The organism is Frigoribacterium sp. SL97, from assembly GCF_026625765.1.
GTDB lineage: Bacteria > Actinomycetota > Actinomycetes > Actinomycetales > Microbacteriaceae > Frigoribacterium.
This window is the reverse complement of the sequence record NZ_CP113062.1, coordinates 2576040-2595233: the sequence shown is the minus strand read 5'-3', so window position 1 is coordinate 2595233 and position 19194 is coordinate 2576040. Positions and strand designations below refer to the sequence as shown.

Here is a 19194-nt window from a genome sequence, read left to right as displayed (position 1 = left end):
CCTGCAGATCTGAATAGTGGAGGCCCTCAGTGGACATCGACCTGAGCGTGCTGCGTCTCATGGAGCGCGAGCGTGAAATCCCCTTCGACGAACTCGTGCGCATCATCGAGCAGGCCATCCTCACGGCCTACCTCAAGCACACGAACCAGCCCGAGAGCCGCATCCCGGTCGCTCGCGTCGAACTCGACCGCAAGACCGGGCACGTCTCGGTCTTCGCCATCGAACGCGACGACGAGGGCGAGGTCGTGGGCGAGTCCGTCGACAGCCCCAGCGACTTCGGCCGCATCGCGGCCTTCGCGGCCAAGCAGGTCATCAACCAGCGCCTGCGCGACATCGGCGACGACAAGGTGCTCGGCCAGTTCAAGGGCCGCGAGGGCGACATCGTCGCGGGCGTGATCCAGCAGGGGCCCAACCCCCGCATGATCCACGTCGACCTCGGCACCGTCGAGGCGATCCTGCCGCCCGAAGAGCAGGTGCCGGGTGAGAAGTACGCCCACGGCTCGCGCATCCGCGTGTACGTCACGGGTGTCAGCAAGGGCACCAAGGGGCCGCAGATCACGGTCTCGCGCACCCACCCGTCGCTCGTGCGCAAGCTCTTCGCCCTCGAGGTGCCCGAGATCGCCAGCGGCGTCGTCGAGATCGTCTCCCTGGCCCGCGAGGCCGGCCACCGCACCAAGATGGCCGTCCGTGCGACCGAGCCCGGCGTCAACGCCAAGGGTGCCTGCATCGGCGAGATGGGGCAGCGAGTCCGCGCCGTCACCACCGAGCTCAACGACGAGAAGATCGACATCGTCGACTACTCGAGCGACCTCCCCACCTTCGTCGCCAGCGCCCTGTCGCCGGCCAAGGTGTCGTCGGCCTTCGTGATCGACGCGTCCACCAAGGCCGTCCGGGCCCTCGTCCCCGACTACCAGCTGTCGCTCGCCATCGGCAAGGAGGGCCAGAACGCCCGCCTCGCCGCGAAGCTCACGGGCGCGCGGATCGACATCCAGCCCGACAGCATCCTCGAAGACGACTGAGTGGATGTCGATCCGCGCGCCGGGTCGACGACGCGCCAGCGTCGGCGGCCCGGTCACGGGAATGACCCATCAAGCCCGACAGCATCCTCGAAGGCGACTGATCGCCCCGACGAGAACCCGGGTGGCCGAGGGCGACCGGCGCACCACGCCGTTCGCCCTCGGCGTCTCCCGTCCGACGACCCGAGGGGGTAAGGTGGAACCCGTCAGAACGTGCATCGGTACTCGAGCGCGCGCTCCACGATCCGCACTCGTGCGGGTCGTCGCCCGAAACGGACGTCTCGTGGTCGATCCGACCGCGACCCTTCCCGGGCGGGGTGCGTGGTTGACGCCGTCGATCGACGCGTTCGAGTCGGCAGTGAAGCGCAAGGCCTTCCGCCGTGCACTCCGCCTCGACTCCGAACCCGACGTCGACGAGCTCCGCGCCCACCTCACGCGGATCACCACTTCACGACCCATCGCCACGACAGAACAGGCTGAACGGCACATGGACAACTAATGAGCAACCACTAATGAGCGGCTCGAAATGAGACCCGTCCAGAACTAAGGCTCTTCCCGTCTCGGGAAGGGCCCGAGACAGGAGAACTGTGGCTAAACCACGCGTACACGAGATCGCCAGCGAGCTGGGGATCGACAGCAAGACCGCACTAGAGAAGCTCAAAGAGATGGGCGAGTTCGTCAAGGGACCGTCCTCCAGCGTCGAGCCTCCCGTCGCCCGCAAGCTGCGCCAGGCCTTCGCCGGTGCTGCGAAGCCCGCGACCCCCGCCGCCAAGGCCCCCTCGGCCGGTGCCGCCGCGCAGCCCGCGAGCTCGGCCCCCAAGCCCGGCGGTCCCCGTCCGGCAGCCCCCAAGCCTCCCGTCGCCGAGCCGACGCCCGCCCCCGTGGCGGCTGCCGAGCCCGACGTCGACGCGGCACCCGCACCCGTCGCCCCGCTGACGGTCGCCGAGCGCCAGGCCCAGGCCGAGGCACAGCGTGCCGCAGCAGCCGCCGCAGCCAAGGACGACGCGGCAGCTCCGGCCGACGACGCCGCCAAGCCCGGCGCCGCGGGTCCCAAGCCCGGCGGCCCGCGCCCCGGTGCCCCTCGTCCCGGCAACAACCCCTTCGCCAGCAACCAGGGCATGGGGCGCCCCAGTGCTCCTCGTCCCGGCGGCTCCGGTGCGGCCAGCAGCATGCCCCGTCCCGGCGGCGCCGCGGGCCCGCGCCCGCAGGCACCCCGTCCCGGTGCTCCTCGTCCGGGCGCTCCGCGTCCCGGCGTCGGTGCCGGCCCCCGTCCCAACGGCTTCGGTCAGCGTCCCGCCGGTGGCGGCGCGGGTCGTCCCGGCGGTGCCGGCGGTGGCTTCCAGCGTCCCGGCGCCGGTGCCCCCGGCGCGGCCGGCGGCTTCCGTCCCGGCTTCAGCGGACCCCGTCCCTCCGGTGGTGGCGGTCGAGGCCGCGGCCCCGGTGGCGGAACCGCCGGTGCGTTCGGTCGTGGTGGCGGCAAGAGCAAGGCACGCAAGTCGAAGCGGACGAAGAGGGCCGAGTTCGAGATGCGGTCGGCCCCGTCGCTGGGTGGCGTCAGCGTCCCCCGCGGCGACGGCAACACGATCGTCCGTCTGCGTCGTGGTGCGTCCATCAGCGACTTCGCCGACAAGATCGACGCGAGCCCCGGCAACCTGGTGACCGTCCTGTTCCACCTCGGTGAGATGGCGACGGCGACCGAGTCGCTCGACGAGGCCACCTTCCAGGTGCTCGGCGAAGAGCTGGGCTACAACATCCAGGTCGTCTCGCCCGAGGACGAAGACAAAGAGCTGCTCGAGGGCTTCGACATCGACCTCGAGCAAGAGCTCGAGGACGAGGACGAGTCCGTCCTGCAGATCCGCCCCCCGGTCGTCACGGTCATGGGCCACGTCGACCACGGAAAGACGCGTCTGCTCGACGCGATCCGCAACGCCAACGTGGTCGCCGGCGAGGCCGGTGGCATCACGCAGCACATCGGCGCCTACCAGGTGTGGGCTCCGCACGAGGGCGTCGAGCGCGCCATCACCTTCATCGACACCCCCGGTCACGAGGCGTTCACCGCCATGCGTGCCCGTGGTGCCCAGGTGACCGACATCGCGATCCTCGTGGTCGCGGCGGACGACGGCATCATGCCGCAGACCGTCGAGGCGTTGAACCACGCCCAGGCGGCCGGCGTGCCGATCGTCGTCGCGGTCAACAAGATCGACAAAGAGGGCGCGAACCCGGCGAAGGTGCGTCAGCAGCTCACCGAATACGGCCTCGTCGCCGAGGAGTACGGCGGAGACGTCATGTTCGTCGACGTGTCGGCCCGTGACAACAAGAACATCGACGCCCTCCTCGAGGCCGTCCTGCTCACGGCCGACGCCGGTCTCGACCTGCGCGCCAACCCCGACAAGGACGCCCGTGGCGTCGCCATCGAGGCCCGTCTCGACAAGGGTCGCGGTGCCGTCGCGACGGTCCTGATCCAGTCGGGCACGCTGCGCGTCGGTGACGCCATCGTCGCCGGTACGGCCTACGGCCGCGTCCGCGCCATGGTCGACGAGAACGGCGACTCGGTCGACGAGGCCTACCCGAGCCGGCCCGTGCTGGTCCAGGGTCTGTCGAGCGTTCCCCGGGCCGGTGACACCTTCCTCGTCACCGAGGAGGACCGCACCGCCCGTCAGATCGCCGAGAAGCGCGAAGCCGTCGAACGCAACGCCTCGCTGGCCAAGGCCCGCAAGCGCATCTCGCTCGAGGACTTCACCCGTGCTCTCGAAGAGGGCAAGGTCGAAGCCCTCAACATCATCATCAAGGGTGACGTGTCCGGTGCCGTCGAGGCGCTGGAAGAATCGTTGCTCAAGATCGAGGTGGACGACAGCGTGCAGCTGCGCATCATCCACCGCGGTGTGGGTGCCGTCACCGAGAGTGACGTCAACCTCGCCACGGTCGACAACGCGGTCATCATCGGGTTCAACGTCCGTCCCGACACGAAGGCTCGTGAGCGTGCTGCTCGCGAGGGTGTCGACGTCCGGTTCTACTCGGTCATCTACGCGGCCCTCGAGGACATCGAGAACTCGCTCAAGGGCATGCTCAAGCCCGAGTTCGAGGAGAAGCAGTCCGGTGTCGCCGAGATCCGCGAGATCTTCCGCTCGTCGAAGGTCGGCAACATCGCCGGTGTCATCGTGCGCTCGGGAACGATCACCCGCAACGCTCGTGCCCGCGTGATCCGCGAGGGCGTCGTCGTCGGCGACAACCTGGCGATCGACTCGCTGCGTCGCTTCAAGGACGACGTCACCGAGGTGCGGACGGACTTCGAGGCCGGCATCGGTCTCGGCAAGTTCAACGACATCCAGATCGGCGACGAGATCGAGACCATCGAGATGGTCGAGAAGCCCCGGGGCTGACCCGGCGTCGTCGCAGTACACGAGGCCCCGCTCCGACTACGGTCGGGGCGGGGCCTCACCCCTCTCGCCACGGCGGCGAGCAGCACGAACAGGAGTGAACAATGGTTGACGCGCAACGCGCCCGCAAGATGGCCGACCGCATCCACGAGATCATCGCGCGGCGTCTCGAACGCGGCATCAAGGACCCTCGACTCGGGTTCGTGACGATCACCGACGTCAAGGTGACGGGAGACCTGCAGCACGCCTCGGTCTTCTACACGGTCTACGGCACCGACGACGAACGGCGCGACACGGGTGCCGCCCTCAAGTCGGCGACCGGCATGTTGCGCAGCGAGGTGGGCAAGAACATCACCGCGCGGCTCACCCCGAGCCTCGAGTTCATCCTCGACGCACTCCCCGAGAACGCGGCCTCGATCGATCGTCTGCTGCAAGAAGCTCGCCAGCGCGACCACGAGAGCCAGACCATGGCCTCGTCGGCCGAGTACGCCGGCGACGCCGACCCGTACGTCAAGCCCCGCGACCTGGACGCGGACGACGACCTGGACGCGGACGACGACCTCGACGCGGACGACGATCTCGACGACGACCTGGCGATGGACGACGAGCTCGAGGCACCCGCCGCAGGCGAATCGACCGAGCCCGACGGCTCGACCCGCTAGCCAGAGCACCCGTCAGGACGCCCCCGCCTCAGTCGGGCAGGCGATAGCCCTCGTCGGGCGACCCCGTGGCCAGACCGTCACGGAGCAGCCCGGCGAGGGCTCTCGCGCGTTGCACGTCGTCCGGCCAGACGGTCGCGATCTCGGCCGCCGTGACGGGGACGTCGCTGGCCCGCAGCTCGGCCAGGATCAATCCGCGCACCTGGCGGTCCGATCCCTCGAAGCGGGCCTGGGTCCGGAGGCGCGGCCCGGTGTGCGCAGGACGACCCGCCAGCACCCACGCGCACCGATCGACCAGCGGGCAGACGTCGCACTTCGGTGACCGCGCCGTGCAGACCAGGGCACCCAACTCCATGACGCCCGCGTTCGTGACCCGCGCCTCCTCGAGGTCGTCGGGCAGCTGCGACTCCATCAGGGGGAGGTCCCGCGAGGCCTTCGGCGCCCACGGTTCGGCGAGTCCCTCGACCGCACGGGCCAGGACCCGGCGGACGTTCGTGTCGACGACGGGGTGCCGGTGGCCGTAGGCGAAGACCGCGACGGCCCGTGCGGTGTAGTCGCCGATCCCGGGCAGGGCCAGGAGCGAGGGGACGTCCTCCGGCACGACCCCGTGGTGTCGCTCGGTGATGGCGACGGCGGCGGCGTGGAGGGCCAGGGCCCGACGCGGGTAGCCGAGGCGTTCCCAGGCGCGCACGGCCTCGGAGGCCGGTGACGCCGCCAGGTCGCGTGGTGTGGGCCAGCGGTCGAGCCACTGCTCGAGTCGTGGCACGACGCGGGCCACGGGGGTCTGCTGGAGCATGATCTCGCTGACCAGCGTGCCCCAGGCCGTGAAGCCGGGACGCCGCCACGGGAGGTCGCGACCGTTCTCGCGGAACCAGGCGGCCACGGCGGGGGAGATGCTCACCGTACGAGCCTACGGCTCGTCGAGGGCGTGCCCGGCGAGGTCCCGGCCGTCGGGCGTACGGTGGCCTCATGACCACCCGATGGGCCCCTGCCAAGAAGGACACGCTGCGCGAACTCGCCACCGAGATCGTGCACAACTACGGGCGCGGACGCGTGCTCGTCGCGATCGACAGCGATGGAGGCGCGGGTGCGGCCGGTCTCGCCGACGACCTCCTCGAGGCCTTCCGCGAGCAGGGCCACGCGGCCTTCCGCGCCTCGCTCGCCGGCTTCGAGAAACGGCCCGCAGGGGCGTCTCGGGACTCCGCTCCGGTCCTCGACGAGAGCCTCTTCCGGCGGGTGCTCGTCGAGCCGTTCCGGATGGGCGGCAGCACGGGCTGGGTCGACCGGGCCTGGGACGCCGACGCCGACCGTGCGGTCGAGTCCGCGTGGGTCACCGGCCCCGCCGACGCGGTGCTGCTCGTCGACGGCACCGACCTCGCCCGCCCCGGCCTCGCCGGGCTGTGGCACTACCGGGTGTGGGTCACCGCCGACGACTCGCGACTCGACGCCCGGGCCAGGGCCTCGGCCGTCGTCGACAACTCCGACCGCGAGCACCCCCGTCGACGTTTCGACGACGCGTGCTGAGCGCGTCCCCGGCTTCGTCGCGGTCCTGCTGCGCTAACGTCGTCGGGTGAACAGCGGTCTCCTCCTCGTCGACAAGCCGCAGGGCATCACCAGCCACGACGTGGTCTCCCGTGTGCGGAAGGCCGCGGGCACGCGCAAGGTCGGCCACGCCGGCACGCTCGACCCGCTGGCCACGGGGTTGCTGGTCTTGGGCCTGAACTCGTCGACGCGCCTCCTGACCTTCCTGGTCGGCCTCGACAAGGGCTACGACGCCACCATCCGCCTCGGCGTCTCCACCACCAGCGACGACAGCGACGGCGAGGTCGTCTCGACGACCGCGGCCGGAGACGTCACCGACGACGCCGTCGACGCCGGCATCGCGCGACTGACCGGGCCGATCAGCCAGGTGCCCACCACGGTCAGCGCGATCAAGGTCGACGGCCGTCGCGCCTACGACCTCGCCCGTGCCGGGGTCGAGGTCGAGTTGACGGCCCGCGACGTGACGATCTCCGAGTTCACCGTGCTCGAGCGACGCGACACCGTCGTCGACGGTGTGCCCGTGCGCGACCTCGACGTGCGGGTCTCGTGTTCGTCCGGCACCTACGTCCGGGCCCTCGCCCGCGACCTCGGAGCCGACCTCGGCGTCGGGGGACACCTGACCGCACTGCGTCGGACGCGGGTCGGGCCGTTCGACGTGACCCGCGCCTCCGTCCTCGAGGGCATCGACGTCGCCCCGGCGCTGCTCCCTCCCGTCGACGTCGCCCGTACCCTCTTCCCCGAGTGGTCGATGACCGCTGCCGAGGCCGTCGACCTCGGGCACGGCAAGCGCGTGGCCGTCGAGCTGGCCGACACCCCGGGGCCCGTCGCCGCGGTCACCCCGACGGGCGCCCTCGCCGGCCTGGTCTCGGTGCGGGGCGGGGCCGCCAAGCCCATCGTGAACTTCCCGACCGACGAGGTGCAGGCATGATCGAGTGGTTCACCTGGGTGCAGGTCGTGGTGGCCGTGGTGGCCGGCATCGTCTGCGTGGTCGCCTGCTTCGCCAGACGTCAGCCCGACGACATCACCGTCGGCACGGGTGCCGTCGTGCTGCTGCTCCTGCTGGTGCAGCTGGTCGTCGCGATCGTCGCTCCCTTCGTCGGCAACGCACCGACGGGCAACCTCGTGGAGTTCTACATCTACCTGGTCTCGGCCATCCTCCTGCCGCCCCTCGCGACGGTCTGGGCGCTCGTCGACCGGACGCGCTGGAGCAACCTCGTGCTGGCGACCTCGTCGTTCGCGATCGCGGTGATGGTCTACCGGATGTTCCAGATCTGGACCGTCCAGGGCCTCTGACCCACCCGGTCGGCGGTGGAGGCGTCGGAGTCCTATCCTTGACGAGATGGTCACTCAGAAGTCAACGCGCGCGGTCGGCCTCGGCCGGGTCCTCATCGCCGTGTACGCCCTCCTCGCCCTCGCCGCCACCGGTCGGTCGGTCTTCCAGATCGCGACCCAGTTCTCCGAGGCTCCGCTGGCCTACACCCTGAGCGCGTTGTCGGCCGTCGTCTACATCGTCGCCACCGTGGCGCTCATCGGCCGTGGCCAGGGGTGGTACGCCGTCGCCTGGGCGACCATCAGCTTCGAGCTCGCCGGCGTCCTGATCATCGGTCTCGTGACCGTGCTCGACCCCGAACTCTTCCCGCACGACACCGTGTGGTCGTTCTTCGGTCGCGGGTACGGCTTCGTGCCGCTCGTCCTGCCCGTGCTCGGCATCCTGTGGCTGCGCCGGCAGGGCCGCGTGGCCCGGGCCGTCGACGCCTCGGGGGTCGACGGGGCGGGTGCCGACGGCGTGGGGGCCGGTGGGGTCCCTCGCGACCCGGGCACGACGAGGTAGCGCGCGTGCAGTTCTACGACCTGGTCGGCGACGTGCCGCCCGACTTCGGGCCGAGCGCCGTCACCATCGGCAAGTTCGACGGGGTCCACGTCGGGCACCGCGCCGTGATCGACATGCTCGAGGGGGTGGCGCGCGACGAGGGTCTCGTGTCCACCGTGGTCACGTTCGACCGGCACCCGTTGGCGGTCCTGCGACCCGACGACGTGCCGACGGCTCTCGTCAGCAACCGTCAGAAGCGCGAACTGCTCGACGAGGCCGGGGTCGCCGCGACCCTCATGCTCACCTTCGACGCCGAGCTGCGGGCGCTGACGCCCGACGAGTTCGTCGACCGCATCCTCGTCGGGGCCCTGCACGCCCGCGTCGTGTTCGTGGGTGACGACTTCCGGTTCGGCGTGCGCGGCAGCGGCACCGTCGACACCCTGCGCGGACTCGGTGCCTCGCGCGGGTTCCGGGTCGTGTCGATCGACGACGTGAGGCCGAGTGGCGGCCGCCGAGCCTCGTCCACCTGGATCCGCGAGCTGATGGACGCGGGTGACGTCCGTGAGGCCGGCGTCCTGCTCGGTCGCGAGCCGTCGGTGCGCGGCATCGTCGTCCACGGAGAACAGCGGGGCCGCGAGCTGGGGTTCCCGACGGCCAACCTGGCCCGCGACAGCGAGGGGTTCGTCCCGGCCGACGGCGTCTACGCCGCCCGGGTCTCGGTCGGCGACACGCTCTACCCGGCGGCCGTGTCGGTCGGCAACAACCCGACGTTCGAGGGGGTGCCGGCCAAGCAGGTCGAGGCGCACCTGCTCGACGTCTCGCTCGACCTCTACGGGCTCGAGGTCACCGTCCACTTCGTCGACTGGGTGCGCGGCAACGTGCGCTTCGAGGGGCTCGACGCCCTGATCGCGCACATCCGGGCCGACGTCGTCCGCACGCGCGAGATCCTGGGGCTGCCGACCGCCTGAGGCGTCACGCGTCACGCGTCGAGCGCTGGGAGTCGATCGTCCGGCGCACGTCGACGGCAGGACGCCGAACCGTGCGGCGGTGCGGCCCGACCGCCTCGAGGAGGCGCGGGTCACGTCGTCGACGTCACCCGCGCCTCCTCGGCTCGTCAGTACGACGTCGTGTCGTCGCCCGCGCCCGAGGCGCGGCCCGTCTCGAGGCGGTGCGCCAGGTCGGCGAGGATCGTGCCGCTGGCGCTCGTGCCGAAGCGCGTGACGCCGAGCTCGAGCATCTCGAGCACGGTGTCGAGGCCGCGCACGCCGCCCGAGGGCTTGACCTGCACCGAGTCGGAGACGGCCTCGCGCATGAGGCGCAGGTGCGGGAGCGTCGCCCCGCCACCGGCGAAGCCCGTGGACGTCTTGACGAAGGCGGCTCCGGCGCGCTCGGCGGCCGTCGAACCGGCGACGATCTGGTCGTCGTCGAGGTAGGCCGTCTCGAGGATGACCTTGACGAGCGTGTCGCCCGCCGCCTCGACCACGCCGCGCACGTCGGCCTCGACCTCGTCGGTCATGCCGCTGCGCAGCCAGCCGATGTTGACGACCATGTCGAGTTCGGCGGCGCCGTCGGCGATCGCCTGGCGCGACTCGGCGGCCTTGGCGGCCGTCGAGGTCGTGCCGTGGGGGAAGCCGATGACGGTGCCGACGAGCACGCCGGTGCCCTCGAGGCGCTCGACGGCGTGCGCGATGTCGGAGGGCCGGACGCAGACGCTGAAGACGTGGTTCGCGGCGGCGTCGTCGAGGGCCGCGTCGACCTCGGCGCGGGTGAGCTCGGGCTTGAGGATCGCGTGGTCGATCATGCCGGCGACGGCGGAGACGGTGGGGAGCTGCTGGGTAGTCATGATGGGGTCCAGCGTAGCTTGGGCCCATGTCAGCGAACACTCCCGACGCCGAGCCGTCGAGCGCCCCCGTCACGAGCGACACCGACCACGCCGTGGCCTCCCGCCGGGTGCTCGTGACCGGGGCGACCGGGTACATCGGCGGGCGGTTGACGCCGCGGCTCGTGGCCGCCGGGGCGGACGTGCGGGTGCTCGTGCGATCGCCCGAGAAGCTGCGCGACGTGCCCTGGTCCGGCGACGTCGAGGTGGTCCAGGGCGACCTGACCGACCCCGAGACGGTGCGTCCGGCCATGGAGGGCGTCGACGTCGTCTACTACCTCGCCCACGCGATGGGTGGCAAGGGCGACTTCGAGCGCGCCGAGGCCGACGCGGCGCACACCGTCGCCGACGCGGCGCGCGACGCGGGTGTCCGCCGGATCGTCTACCTCGGCGGACTGCACCCCGAGGGCGACCTGTCGAAGCACCTGCAGTCGCGCAAGGACGTCGGGGACGTCCTGCTGGCGAGCGGGGTCCCGACCGTCGCCCTGCAGGCCGGCGTCGTCATCGGGTCGGGCAGCGCCTCGTTCGAGATGGTGCGCCACCTGACGGACGTGCTGCCCTACATGCCGGCACCGAAGTGGGTCCGCAACTTCATCCAGCCGATCGCCGTGCGCGACGTGCTGCACTACCTGCTCGGGGCGGCCGACGTGCCCGACGACGTCAACCGCACCTTCGACATCGGTGGTCCCGACGTACTCCGGTACGGGCAGATGATGAACGGGTACGCCCTCGAGGCCGGCCTCAAGCAGCGGCCGATCGCGTCCCTCCCCGTCTTCACCCCGTGGCTCGCCTCGCAGTGGGTCAACCTCGTCACCCCCGTGCCCCGCGCCCTCGCCGTGCCGATCATCGCGTCGCTGCAGTACGACTGCGTCGTCCGCGAGCACGACATCGACGCCGTCGTGCCCCCGCCCGCCGAGGGGCTGCTGCCCTACCGTCGCGCCGTCCGCCTCGCCCTGCAGCGTGAACAGGACGGCGACGTCGAGACCAGCTGGCAGGACTCGTCGGTCGCCGGCGCGCCGAGCGACCTGCTGCCGAGCGACCCCGACTGGTCCGGGCACATCGTCTACACCGACGACCGGCAGACCGACACCTCCGCTCCGGCCGCCGAGCTCTGGAAGGTGCTCGAGAGCATCGGCGGCGAGAACGGGTGGTACTCGTTCCCGCTGGCGTGGTCGGCCCGCGGCTGGATGGACCGACTGGTCGGGGGAGTGGGCCTCCGTCGCGGCCGCCGCAGTGCGACCACCCTGCGCGTCGGGGACGCCCTCGACTGGTGGCGGGTCGAGAAGCTCGATCGCGGCCGCCTGCTGCGGCTCCGGGCCGAGATGAAGGTCCCCGGAGGCGCGTGGCTGGAACTCACGGTCGAGCCGCGTCGCGACGGCGGCTCGCACTACCGCCAACGCGCGGTGTTTTTTCCGCAGGGACTCGGCGGGCGCCTCTACTGGTTCGCGATCCTGCCGTTCCACGGCGTGATCTTCTCGGGCATGCTGCGGCGCATCACGGCGACGGCCGAGCGGGAGGCGGCCGCCCGGGCGACCGGCGAGCGGGCGGCCGGTGCCGCGGGCGGGGCCACGACCGACGCGACGGCCGTGGCGTGACCGACCCGCGCCTCCTCGTCCTGGCGTCGTCGCCGGTGCCGCTGTACCCGGCGGGCGACGAGGCCATGTCGCCCGTGCCGTTGTGGCTCGGGGTGCTGTTGGGGGTGCTCGTCGTCGTGTCGTCGTTCGTGGTGCTCTTGCCGCGCGTCCGCCACGCGCTCGACCGCGTCTGGTCGAAGAGGCCGCGGCGCTTCCGTCAATGAGGTCGGGGCGGTGCGCACGCGCGCGCCGGTTCGCGGCTCCCAGCGGGTGATGGCACGATGGGGGCACTTCAGCAGACCACCAGGAGGTCGTGATGACACACCGAGAGACCGTCGCCTTCGTCGGCGACAGCTTGACCGAGAACGGCGACTGGGCGGCGTGGTTGCCCGACGAGCAGGTCGTCAACCTGGGCGTCGGGGGCGACACGGTCGCCGGCCTGACCGAACGGCTCCACGACGTCGTGGCCGCGAACCCCGACTCCGTCGTGCTCATGATCGGCACCAACGACTTCACCGCGCGACGCTCGGTCGAACAGGTGGTGCGCGGCATCGAGAACCTCATGGTGGCGATGCGTCGTGAACTGCCCGGCACGCGTCTGCTGTTGCAGTCGATCGCGCCGCGGGGGGCGGAGTTCGCACCCCGCCTCAAGGACGCCAACCGCCACCTCCGTCAGTTCTCCTCGACGGTCCGGGCGCAGTGGCTCGACCTCTGGCCCGCCCTCGCCGACGAATCCGGTGACGCGCTGCGACCCGAGTTCGCCGCCGACCACGTCCACCTCAGCGACGCCGGATACCAGGCCTGGTTGAGCGAACTGCAGCCGGCCCTCGAGCGCCTGCGTGACGAGCCGCCGATGAGCCGTCCGATCAGCGTCCTCGACGTCGCCTACGACATCGAGTAGGCGGTGCCCACCCCCACCGCCCCCGCGTTCACGCGTCCGGCCCTGGCGCCCGGCCTGATCGCGGCCATCGCCCTGTTGGCCGGCACCGCGTTGCTCGGCTCGGACGTCTTCACCGTGTTCCGGTACGTGGTGTCGATCTTCGCCCTGATCGTCCTCGTCTTCGCCTACCGGGGGCGTGCCTGGTGGGCGCTGCCCCTGCTCGCCGCCGTGGCCGTCCTCTGGAACCCGGTGTTCGTGGTGCCCGTCCAGCCCGACCTCTGGCAAGGGTTGCAGTTCGTCGCCGCGGCGCTCATGATCGCCGTCGGGGTGCTCGTGAAGGTGCCGACCGCCGCCGCGACGACCACGGGGGCGGCCCCGGTCCGAGGCCGCCGCTGACCGTCGTGGGCAGCGGATCCGCCGAGGTGCCTCCGACCCCGTAAAATGCCGAGGGTGCGTCCGCCCGCCCGAGGCCCGCACGGAAGGTTGAGTCTGCATGGCCACGGAGATCCCCGGTACGTCAGAGATGGTCGGCACGTCCGAGAGCCCTCTCCTGACCCCTCGTCACCGAGCCGGTGGTCTCGACCGAGAGGACGTCGTCGTCCGCAAGGGCCAGTTCACGCTCCTCAACGGTCACCTCACGCCCCAACAGTCGATGATCGAGGACCTGCTCTACATCCGGCGGGTGCTCGACGCCGCCCAGGTGCCCTTCCTGCTCGTGCGCGGAAACGACGTCCGCCCGGTGATCGCCGTCGACACCGTCCACCGTGACCGCTTTACCGCCGCCATGGTCGCGGCCTCGGCCACCGAGCCCTTCTACGCCAAGCCCCGCAAGGGTCAGGCGTCCCTCGTCGTCGAGGGCGGGCTCGAGCTCGAGACGGAGCGGGTCTTCCGTGTCTACCGGCCCCGCGTCGAACCCATCGGCCGCCTCCGCTACGGCGCGGGCACGGCCGTGCAGGTCGAGTTCTGGATCATCACCGACGACGAGATCCTCGCCCCGACCGAGAACGCACTCATGCGCACCGAACTGCCCCGTGCCGAGGCCGTCGAACAGACCGTCGAGCGGTACGGCATCGAGTGGCCCACCCTCGAGCACATGTTCGACGACCACGCCACCGACATCACCTTCGACATCGACATCGTCTTCTCGTGGGTCGACGGCAACTCCATCGAGTACCAACGTGCCCGGGCCGCCCAGGCAAAACGTCACGTGGTCGGCGAGGGCGACGACTCGGCGGCCCGGTTCCGTCAGATCGACGAGCTCAAGTACGCCCTGCGGTCGGTCTACATGTTCGCCCCGTGGGTCCGGAACATCTACATCGCGACCGACTCGCCCGTGCCCGAGTGGTTGGGCGAGCACCCCCGCGTCCGCGTCGTGCGCAGCGAGGAGTTCTTCAGCGACCTCTCGATGCTCCCGACGCACAACTCGCAGGCCGTCGAGTCCCAGCTGCACCACATCGAGGGTCTCAGCGAGCACTTCCTGTACTCGAACGACGACATGTTCTTCGGGCGACCCGTCGCGCCGAGCATGTTCTTCTCTCCGGGCTCCGTCACCAAGTTCATCGAGGCCGACACCCGCATCGGGCTCGGGCACAACAACATCGACCGCAGCGGGTTCGAGAACGCCGCGCGGGTCAACCGCCGCCTGCTGCAGCAGCGCTTCGGCCGCGTCCTCACCCGCCACCTCGAGCACACGGCCGCGCCGCTGCGCCGCAGCGTCCTGTTCGAGATGGAGCACGAGTTCGCCGACGAGTTCGCCGCCACCGCCGGCAGCCCCTTCCGTGCGAAGGAGAACATCTCGGTCACGAACTCGCTCTACCACTACTACTCGCTGATGACGGGTCGGGCGATCGTGCAGGAGAACGCGAAGGTCAGCTACATCGACACCACGATGGTGTCGGGCCTGGCGTCGTTGTCCGAGGTGCTGAAGAAACGCGCGTTCGACTTCTTCTGCCTCAACGACGGCAGCTTCCCCGAGGTCACCGACGACGAGCGGACCGCGACGGTCACGGACTTCCTCGAGCGGTACTACCCGTTCCCCGCACCGTGGGAGAAGGACGAGATGCAGCGCGTCGCCCTCGAGAACGCCGAGCAGGACAGGCGGGCACTCGGAGCCAAGGCGGCGCAGTCGGGCGAGGCGACCGGATCGTCGTCCCAGCGGGGGCTCGACGGGTCGGACTGACGCCGGTCGTACCCGCGTCGCGAGTGTGACGGGCATCACCGGCCGCCGGTCGCCGGTCACCGGCCCCGGGTGCCGGTCACTGGCGCCGAGTGCCGGTCACTGGCGCCGAGTGCCGACGCCGGTCACCGGCGCGGTGGCCGTCACCGTCGTCCGGACGGCCGCTCAGCTCGGCGAGGTGCCGAAGCGGGCGGCTTGTTCGCCCGAGAGTGCGGCGTCGAGACGAGAGAGCATGTCCGGGCCCATGGGCGGCAGGGCGTCCAGCCGGAACCACCGGGCCTCGGTGTTCTCGCCGTCCGCAGGGGAGGGCTCGCCCGAGACGTAGCGCATCACGAAGGTGTGGTCGAGGTACTGCGCGCGGTCGCCGTTCGGGTAGACGACCTCGTCGGTCACTCCGATCGAGGCCAGCCGTTCGGGGACGACGTGCAGGTCGGCTTCCTCGAGGGTCTCGCGGACGGCGGCGTCGGCGGGGTGCTCGCCCGGGTCGACGATGCCCGTCACCGGCGTCCAGGCGCCGGTGTCGGCTCGGCGCACCATCAGCGTCTCGTCACCGCGCACCACGACCGCGGTGACGCCGGCGAGCCACAGCGGTGCCGTGCCGATCTTCTCGCGCAGGGACAGGACGAAGTCGGGGGTGGCCATGTCAGCACCCTACCGACGGCCCGCCGTAGGCTGACCGCATGCGACTGCCCTGGACCCTTCACGGCTCGGACGTGCGGCGCATCTCCGACATGGCGGGCGAGTCGCTGCTCCTGGCCGGTGGGGGCAGGGCGATCCTGCTGCAACTCGCGAACCCCGGGGTGGGGCACGGCGTCGCCGAGCACAGCGACTTCGTCGAGCGCCCGCTGTCGCGGCTGCACGGCACCATGACGTACCTCTACGCCATCGTCTTCGGCACCCCGTCCGAGGTGGCCCACGTCCGCCGGGTCGTCGGGCGGGCGCACCGTCCGGTGCACGACGGCGGGTCCTCGTCGGTGCGGTACGACGCGTTCGACCCCGATCTGCAGCTTTGGGTCGCTGCCACGCTCTACGACTCGGCCGTGCAGCTGTTCGAGCGGGTGCACGGGCCGATCGACCCGGCCCACGCCGAGACCGTCTACCAGGACTACGCCCTCGTCGGCACGTCGCTGCAGATGCCGCGAGAGTTGTGGCCGGCCGATGCAGCGGCGTTCCGGCGCTACTGGGACGACGCCGTCGCGCACCTCGTGGTGGACGACGTCACGCGTCGGGTCGCCCACGAGTTGTTGCACCCGACGACGGGGCCGTGGTGGTTGAGAGCGGTGATGCCGCTCGCCCGGCTCGTCACCGCGGGGTCGTTGCCGGATCGAGTCCGTGACGACTTCGGCCTGCCCTGGTCGCCGGCCGTCCAACGCCGCTACGACCGGGTGATGCTCGTCACGGCTGCGGTCGTCCCACATCTGCCACCGCGCCTCCGTCACGTCCTCCGCGACGGGTACCTGCGTAGGCTGCGTGCGGCCATGGCCGCCGAGGCCCGCACCCCCGCCCACGGCTGACCCGGTCCGCCGTCGCCGGCGCCCGGGTCGGCACGTCTGGCTTCCTGTCACGGCGTCCTCGTCCCTCGTCGGCAAATCCTGACTCGCGTCACGGCGATCGCAGGCGGGGGCGTGTCGGCGTCGTTCGAGCGACGTGAAGCAGGAATTGCCGACTCGCGCGGGCCGTGTTCGGGGCGGTCGGTCGTCCTCGGCGTGGCTGCGTCGGGACGGGCGGCGTCGACGGCACCGAGTGGGTCGGCAACTCCTGCTCCGTGCTGCACGACGGGCCAGGGAAGGGGGCACCGGCCGTAGCGCGCAGCATGAGCCAGGAGTTGCCGACGGTGCACGAGACCGGCTGCGGTGGTGCGAGGGCCCGCCCGCCCGGTCAGAGCGTGTCGATCGGCCCCGTCAGCGCGAGGTCACGCGGCACCACGGGCACCGGTGCCGTGTCCGTCGCGCGGTGGCGGGGGGCGGCGGGGGCGATGCGCACGCCAGCGACGGCGAGCCGCTCGGCCACCACGTCGGCCGGCACGTACTCGCCCACGGTCTCGTAGGTGCCGATCGGCACGACCGAGTGCACGACGGTGCCCTCGTAGACGTGCACCAGGTTGAACGCCTGGGCACCGTCGCGGCCGCGGGTTCCGCCGCCGGCGACGTTGAGGTCCTGCGTGTAGCAGGTGGCCGACGCGACCGAGACGGGGACGCCCGCGAAGGTGGCGTTGGTCGAGTAGTGCAGGTGCCCGGCGATGATGGAGCGGACGTCGCTGCCCTCGATCACCTCGGCGAGGGCCGCCTGGTCACGCAGCTCGACGAGGGCCGTCAGGTCCTGCACGCTCGGGACCGGCGGGTGGTGCATGGCGATGATGGTGCCGTCGGGGGCATCGGTCGAGAGCTCCTCGGCGAGCCAGTCGAGCTGGTCACCCGAGAGCCGGCCGAAGTGGTGGCCGGGCACGGTCGTGTCGAGGGTGATGACGCGCAGGCCGTTGACGTCGTAGACGAGATCGACGGGTCGCTGCGACGGCAGCTGCCCGAAGAGCTCGGACCGGAACGCGCTGCGGTCGTCGTGGTTGCCCATGGCCCAGATGACCTGGGCTCCGAGTCGCTCGGCGACGGGCTCGATCAGGGCGCGGAGCTTGCGGTAGGCCTCCGGCTCGCCCTTGTCGGCGAGGTCGCCCGTGAAGACGATGGCCTCGGGCCGCCCGTCGGACGCCTCGATCTCGTCCATGATCTGACGGAGCCGGGCCTCGCTGTCGACGGCGCCGTAGAGGTCGCGGTCCCCGCCGACGAGGTGCGTGTCGCTGAGGTGCAGGATGAAGTGGTTCGGCCTGGGGTGTTCGGCCGTCCGGAGATCCATGGTTCTCTCAATCGATGTCGCCGACGTGGGCTCGGGACGAGACCCTCGTTGTTGATTCGTCACCAGTCCATCACCCGATTGCCATGAGTGGGGTGAACGTGCGCGCGCGTTTCGGTGAACGGTCGTCGAACAGGCCGCATTCCCGAGCGACGACGCTAGCCCGCCCCACGGGACGACGCGACCCCCAGGAGGCGGGGGTCGCGTCGTCGAGGTCTCTGACGTGTCGAGGCGTCAGGGCTTGAGGACGACCTTGATGCAGCCGTCCTCCTTGTTCTTGAAGACGTCGTACATGGCGGCGGCCTCGGAGAGCGGCACCGGGTGGGTGACGAGGTCCTCGGTGCCGAGCGGGTCGGTCGGGTCCTCGACGAGGGGCATCAGGGTGTCCATCCACTTCTGGACGTTGCACTGGCCCATCTTGATGGTGATCTGCTTGTCGAAGAGCGTGAGGAAGGGCGTGGGGTCGGCCGTGCCGCCGTAGACCCCGCTGAGCGAGACGGTGCCGCCACGGCGCACGATCTCGAAGGCGAGGTGCATGGCGCCGAGGCTGTCGATGCCGGCCTTCTGCATGACGGCCTGGCCGATCGCGTCGGGCAGGGCGGCGGCGAGCTTCTGCACGAGGCCGATGCCGGCGTGCTCGTGTGCCTCCATGCCGACGGCGTCGACGACGGAGTCGGGTCCGCGGTCGTCGGTCATGCCCTTGACGACGTCGGCGACGTCCTTCGTCAGGTCGAGGACCTCGACGCCGTGGCGCTCGGCCATGGCGCGACGCTCGGGCACCGGATCGATGCCGATGACGCGGTAGCCGCGGTACTTGCCGATGCGCGACGCGAACTGGCCGACCGGGCCGAGGCCCAGGACGACCAGGGTGCCGCCCTCGGGCACCTGGGCGTACTCGACGCCCTGCCAGGCGGTCGGCAGGATGTCGCTGAGGAAGAGGTAGCGCTCGTCGGGCAGGTCGGCGCCGACCTTCACGAGGTTGGCGTCGGCACGCGCGATCCGCAGCTGCTCGGCCTGGCCACCGGGCACCTGGCCGTAGAGCTTGCTGAAGCCGTAGAGGGTGGCGCCCGAGTCGTACTCGGTGACCTGGGTGGTCTCGCACTGCGAGAAGAGTCCGCGGTCGCACATGAAGCAGTGGCCGCACGCGATGACGAAGGGGACGACGACACGGTCGCCGACCTTGATGCGGCTGACCTCGGAACCGACCTTGGTGACGATGCCCATGGTCTCGTGGCCGAGCACGTCGCCCTTGTCGAGGAACGCGCCCAGGGCGTCGTACAGGTGCAGGTCGCTTCCGCAGATCGCGGCCGACGTGACCTTGATGACCGCGTCGCTCGGGTCGATGATCGTGGGATCGGGGACGTCCTCGACGGAGACGTTGGTGACGGACTGGTACGTGAGTGCCTTCATCCTTCCCGTCTACGCGTCCTCGCCCCG

General features: G+C 71.0%; 20 protein-coding genes. 15 read left to right on the top strand and 5 right to left on the bottom strand.

The genetic code is table 11. From position 1 onward, the window contains the following. The first annotated feature begins 29 nt into the window (after positions 1-29). The 4 genes from nusA to rbfA all read left to right on the top strand — a co-directional run bounded on the left by nusA (position 30) and on the right by rbfA (position 5055). The gene (nusA, locus tag OVA02_RS12795) at positions 30-1019 is read left to right on the top strand and encodes a transcription termination factor NusA (protein ID WP_056045823.1); all 990 of its coding nucleotides are present in this window, start codon (positions 30-32) and stop codon (positions 1017-1019) included. Positions 1020-1023: 4 nt separating this feature from the next. Beyond that, entirely contained in the window at positions 1024-1515 is a 492-nt protein-coding gene (locus tag OVA02_RS12790; protein ID WP_324289744.1) for a YlxR family protein, read from the top strand. An 88-nt stretch (positions 1516-1603) separates the two neighbouring features. Then, positions 1604-4396 (top strand): translation initiation factor IF-2, encoded by a 2793-nt coding sequence (gene infB / locus OVA02_RS12785; protein ID WP_056045821.1) that lies wholly within the window; start codon positions 1604-1606, stop codon positions 4394-4396. A gap of 101 nt (positions 4397-4497) precedes the next feature. Next, on the top strand, positions 4498-5055 hold the full coding sequence (gene rbfA / locus OVA02_RS12780) for a 30S ribosome-binding factor RbfA (RefSeq protein WP_267658627.1): 558 nt from the start codon (positions 4498-4500) through the stop codon (positions 5053-5055). A 28-nt stretch (positions 5056-5083) separates the two neighbouring features. Here rbfA and OVA02_RS12775 read toward each other — a convergent pair whose 3' ends face one another. After that, a complete protein-coding gene (locus tag OVA02_RS12775; protein WP_056045814.1) occupies positions 5084-5953 on the bottom strand; it encodes an A/G-specific adenine glycosylase in 870 nt (289 codons plus the stop codon). 68 nt (positions 5954-6021) lie between these two features. Between OVA02_RS12775 and OVA02_RS12770 the strand changes: the two genes are divergently transcribed. From OVA02_RS12770 to OVA02_RS12750, 5 genes are read left to right on the top strand one after another with little or no spacing between them, the layout of a single operon-like run. Continuing rightward, a complete protein-coding gene (locus tag OVA02_RS12770; RefSeq protein ID WP_159826397.1) occupies positions 6022-6576 on the top strand; it encodes a hypothetical protein in 555 nt (184 codons plus the stop codon). A gap of 46 nt (positions 6577-6622) precedes the next feature. Continuing rightward, on the top strand, positions 6623-7522 hold the full coding sequence (truB, locus tag OVA02_RS12765) for a tRNA pseudouridine(55) synthase TruB (RefSeq protein WP_267658626.1): 900 nt from the start codon (positions 6623-6625) through the stop codon (positions 7520-7522). Next, positions 7519-7887: a hypothetical protein gene (locus OVA02_RS12760; RefSeq protein ID WP_267658625.1), complete on the top strand. Its 369-nt coding sequence runs from the start codon at positions 7519-7521 to the stop codon at positions 7885-7887. The genes truB and OVA02_RS12760 overlap by 4 nt, the downstream gene beginning before the upstream one ends. A 46-nt stretch (positions 7888-7933) precedes the next feature. Continuing rightward, positions 7934-8425, top strand: coding sequence for a hypothetical protein (locus tag OVA02_RS12755; protein ID WP_082460257.1), 492 nt, complete (start codon positions 7934-7936; stop codon positions 8423-8425). 5 nt (positions 8426-8430) lie between these two features. Continuing rightward, positions 8431-9372 carry a bifunctional riboflavin kinase/FAD synthetase gene (locus OVA02_RS12750; RefSeq protein ID WP_056045804.1) on the top strand — a complete coding sequence of 314 codons (942 nt, stop codon included), beginning with the start codon at positions 8431-8433 and terminating at the stop codon, positions 9370-9372. A gap of 146 nt (positions 9373-9518) precedes the next feature. Here OVA02_RS12750 and deoC read toward each other — a convergent pair whose 3' ends face one another. Next, positions 9519-10247: a deoxyribose-phosphate aldolase gene (deoC, locus tag OVA02_RS12745; RefSeq protein ID WP_267658624.1), complete on the bottom strand. Its 729-nt coding sequence runs from the start codon at positions 10245-10247 to the stop codon at positions 9519-9521. A 26-nt stretch (positions 10248-10273) separates the two neighbouring features. Between deoC and OVA02_RS12740 the strand changes: the two genes are divergently transcribed. The 5 genes from OVA02_RS12740 (at position 10274) to OVA02_RS12720 (ending at position 14916) form a co-directional block, all read left to right on the top strand. After that, positions 10274-11878: an SDR family oxidoreductase gene (locus tag OVA02_RS12740; RefSeq protein ID WP_267658623.1), complete on the top strand. Its 1605-nt coding sequence runs from the start codon at positions 10274-10276 to the stop codon at positions 11876-11878. Beyond that, positions 11875-12081, top strand: coding sequence for a hypothetical protein (locus tag OVA02_RS12735; RefSeq protein ID WP_267658622.1), 207 nt, complete (start codon positions 11875-11877; stop codon positions 12079-12081). The genes OVA02_RS12740 and OVA02_RS12735 overlap by 4 nt, the downstream gene beginning before the upstream one ends. 92 nt (positions 12082-12173) lie before the next feature. Beyond that, on the top strand, positions 12174-12758 hold the full coding sequence (locus tag OVA02_RS12730; protein WP_123570213.1) for a GDSL-type esterase/lipase family protein: 585 nt from the start codon (positions 12174-12176) through the stop codon (positions 12756-12758). Positions 12759-12761: 3 nt separating this feature from the next. After that, positions 12762-13133, top strand: coding sequence for a DUF6804 family protein (locus OVA02_RS12725; RefSeq protein WP_056045790.1), 372 nt, complete (start codon positions 12762-12764; stop codon positions 13131-13133). 127 nt (positions 13134-13260) lie between these two features. After that, entirely contained in the window at positions 13261-14916 is a 1656-nt protein-coding gene (locus tag OVA02_RS12720) for a stealth family protein (RefSeq protein ID WP_267659706.1), read from the top strand. 162 nt (positions 14917-15078) lie between these two features. On the opposite strand, the gene OVA02_RS12715 is transcribed toward OVA02_RS12720, so the two are convergent. Beyond that, on the bottom strand, positions 15079-15555 hold the full coding sequence (locus OVA02_RS12715) for an NUDIX hydrolase (protein ID WP_267658621.1): 477 nt from the start codon (positions 15553-15555) through the stop codon (positions 15079-15081). A gap of 38 nt (positions 15556-15593) precedes the next feature. Here OVA02_RS12715 and OVA02_RS12710 point away from each other — a divergent pair, with 38 nt between their 5' ends. Then, a complete protein-coding gene (locus OVA02_RS12710; RefSeq protein ID WP_056045784.1) occupies positions 15594-16427 on the top strand; it encodes an oxygenase MpaB family protein in 834 nt (277 codons plus the stop codon). Between the two features lie 364 nt (positions 16428-16791). Here the strand turns inward: OVA02_RS12710 and OVA02_RS12705 are convergent, their stop codons facing one another. Then, positions 16792-17760 carry a phosphodiesterase gene (locus OVA02_RS12705; protein WP_159826413.1) on the bottom strand — a complete coding sequence of 323 codons (969 nt, stop codon included), beginning with the start codon at positions 17758-17760 and terminating at the stop codon, positions 16792-16794. A gap of 231 nt (positions 17761-17991) precedes the next feature. Then, positions 17992-19167 carry an alcohol dehydrogenase catalytic domain-containing protein gene (locus OVA02_RS12700; RefSeq protein ID WP_267658620.1) on the bottom strand — a complete coding sequence of 392 codons (1176 nt, stop codon included), beginning with the start codon at positions 19165-19167 and terminating at the stop codon, positions 17992-17994. Between the last annotated feature and the right edge of the window lie 27 nt (positions 19168-19194).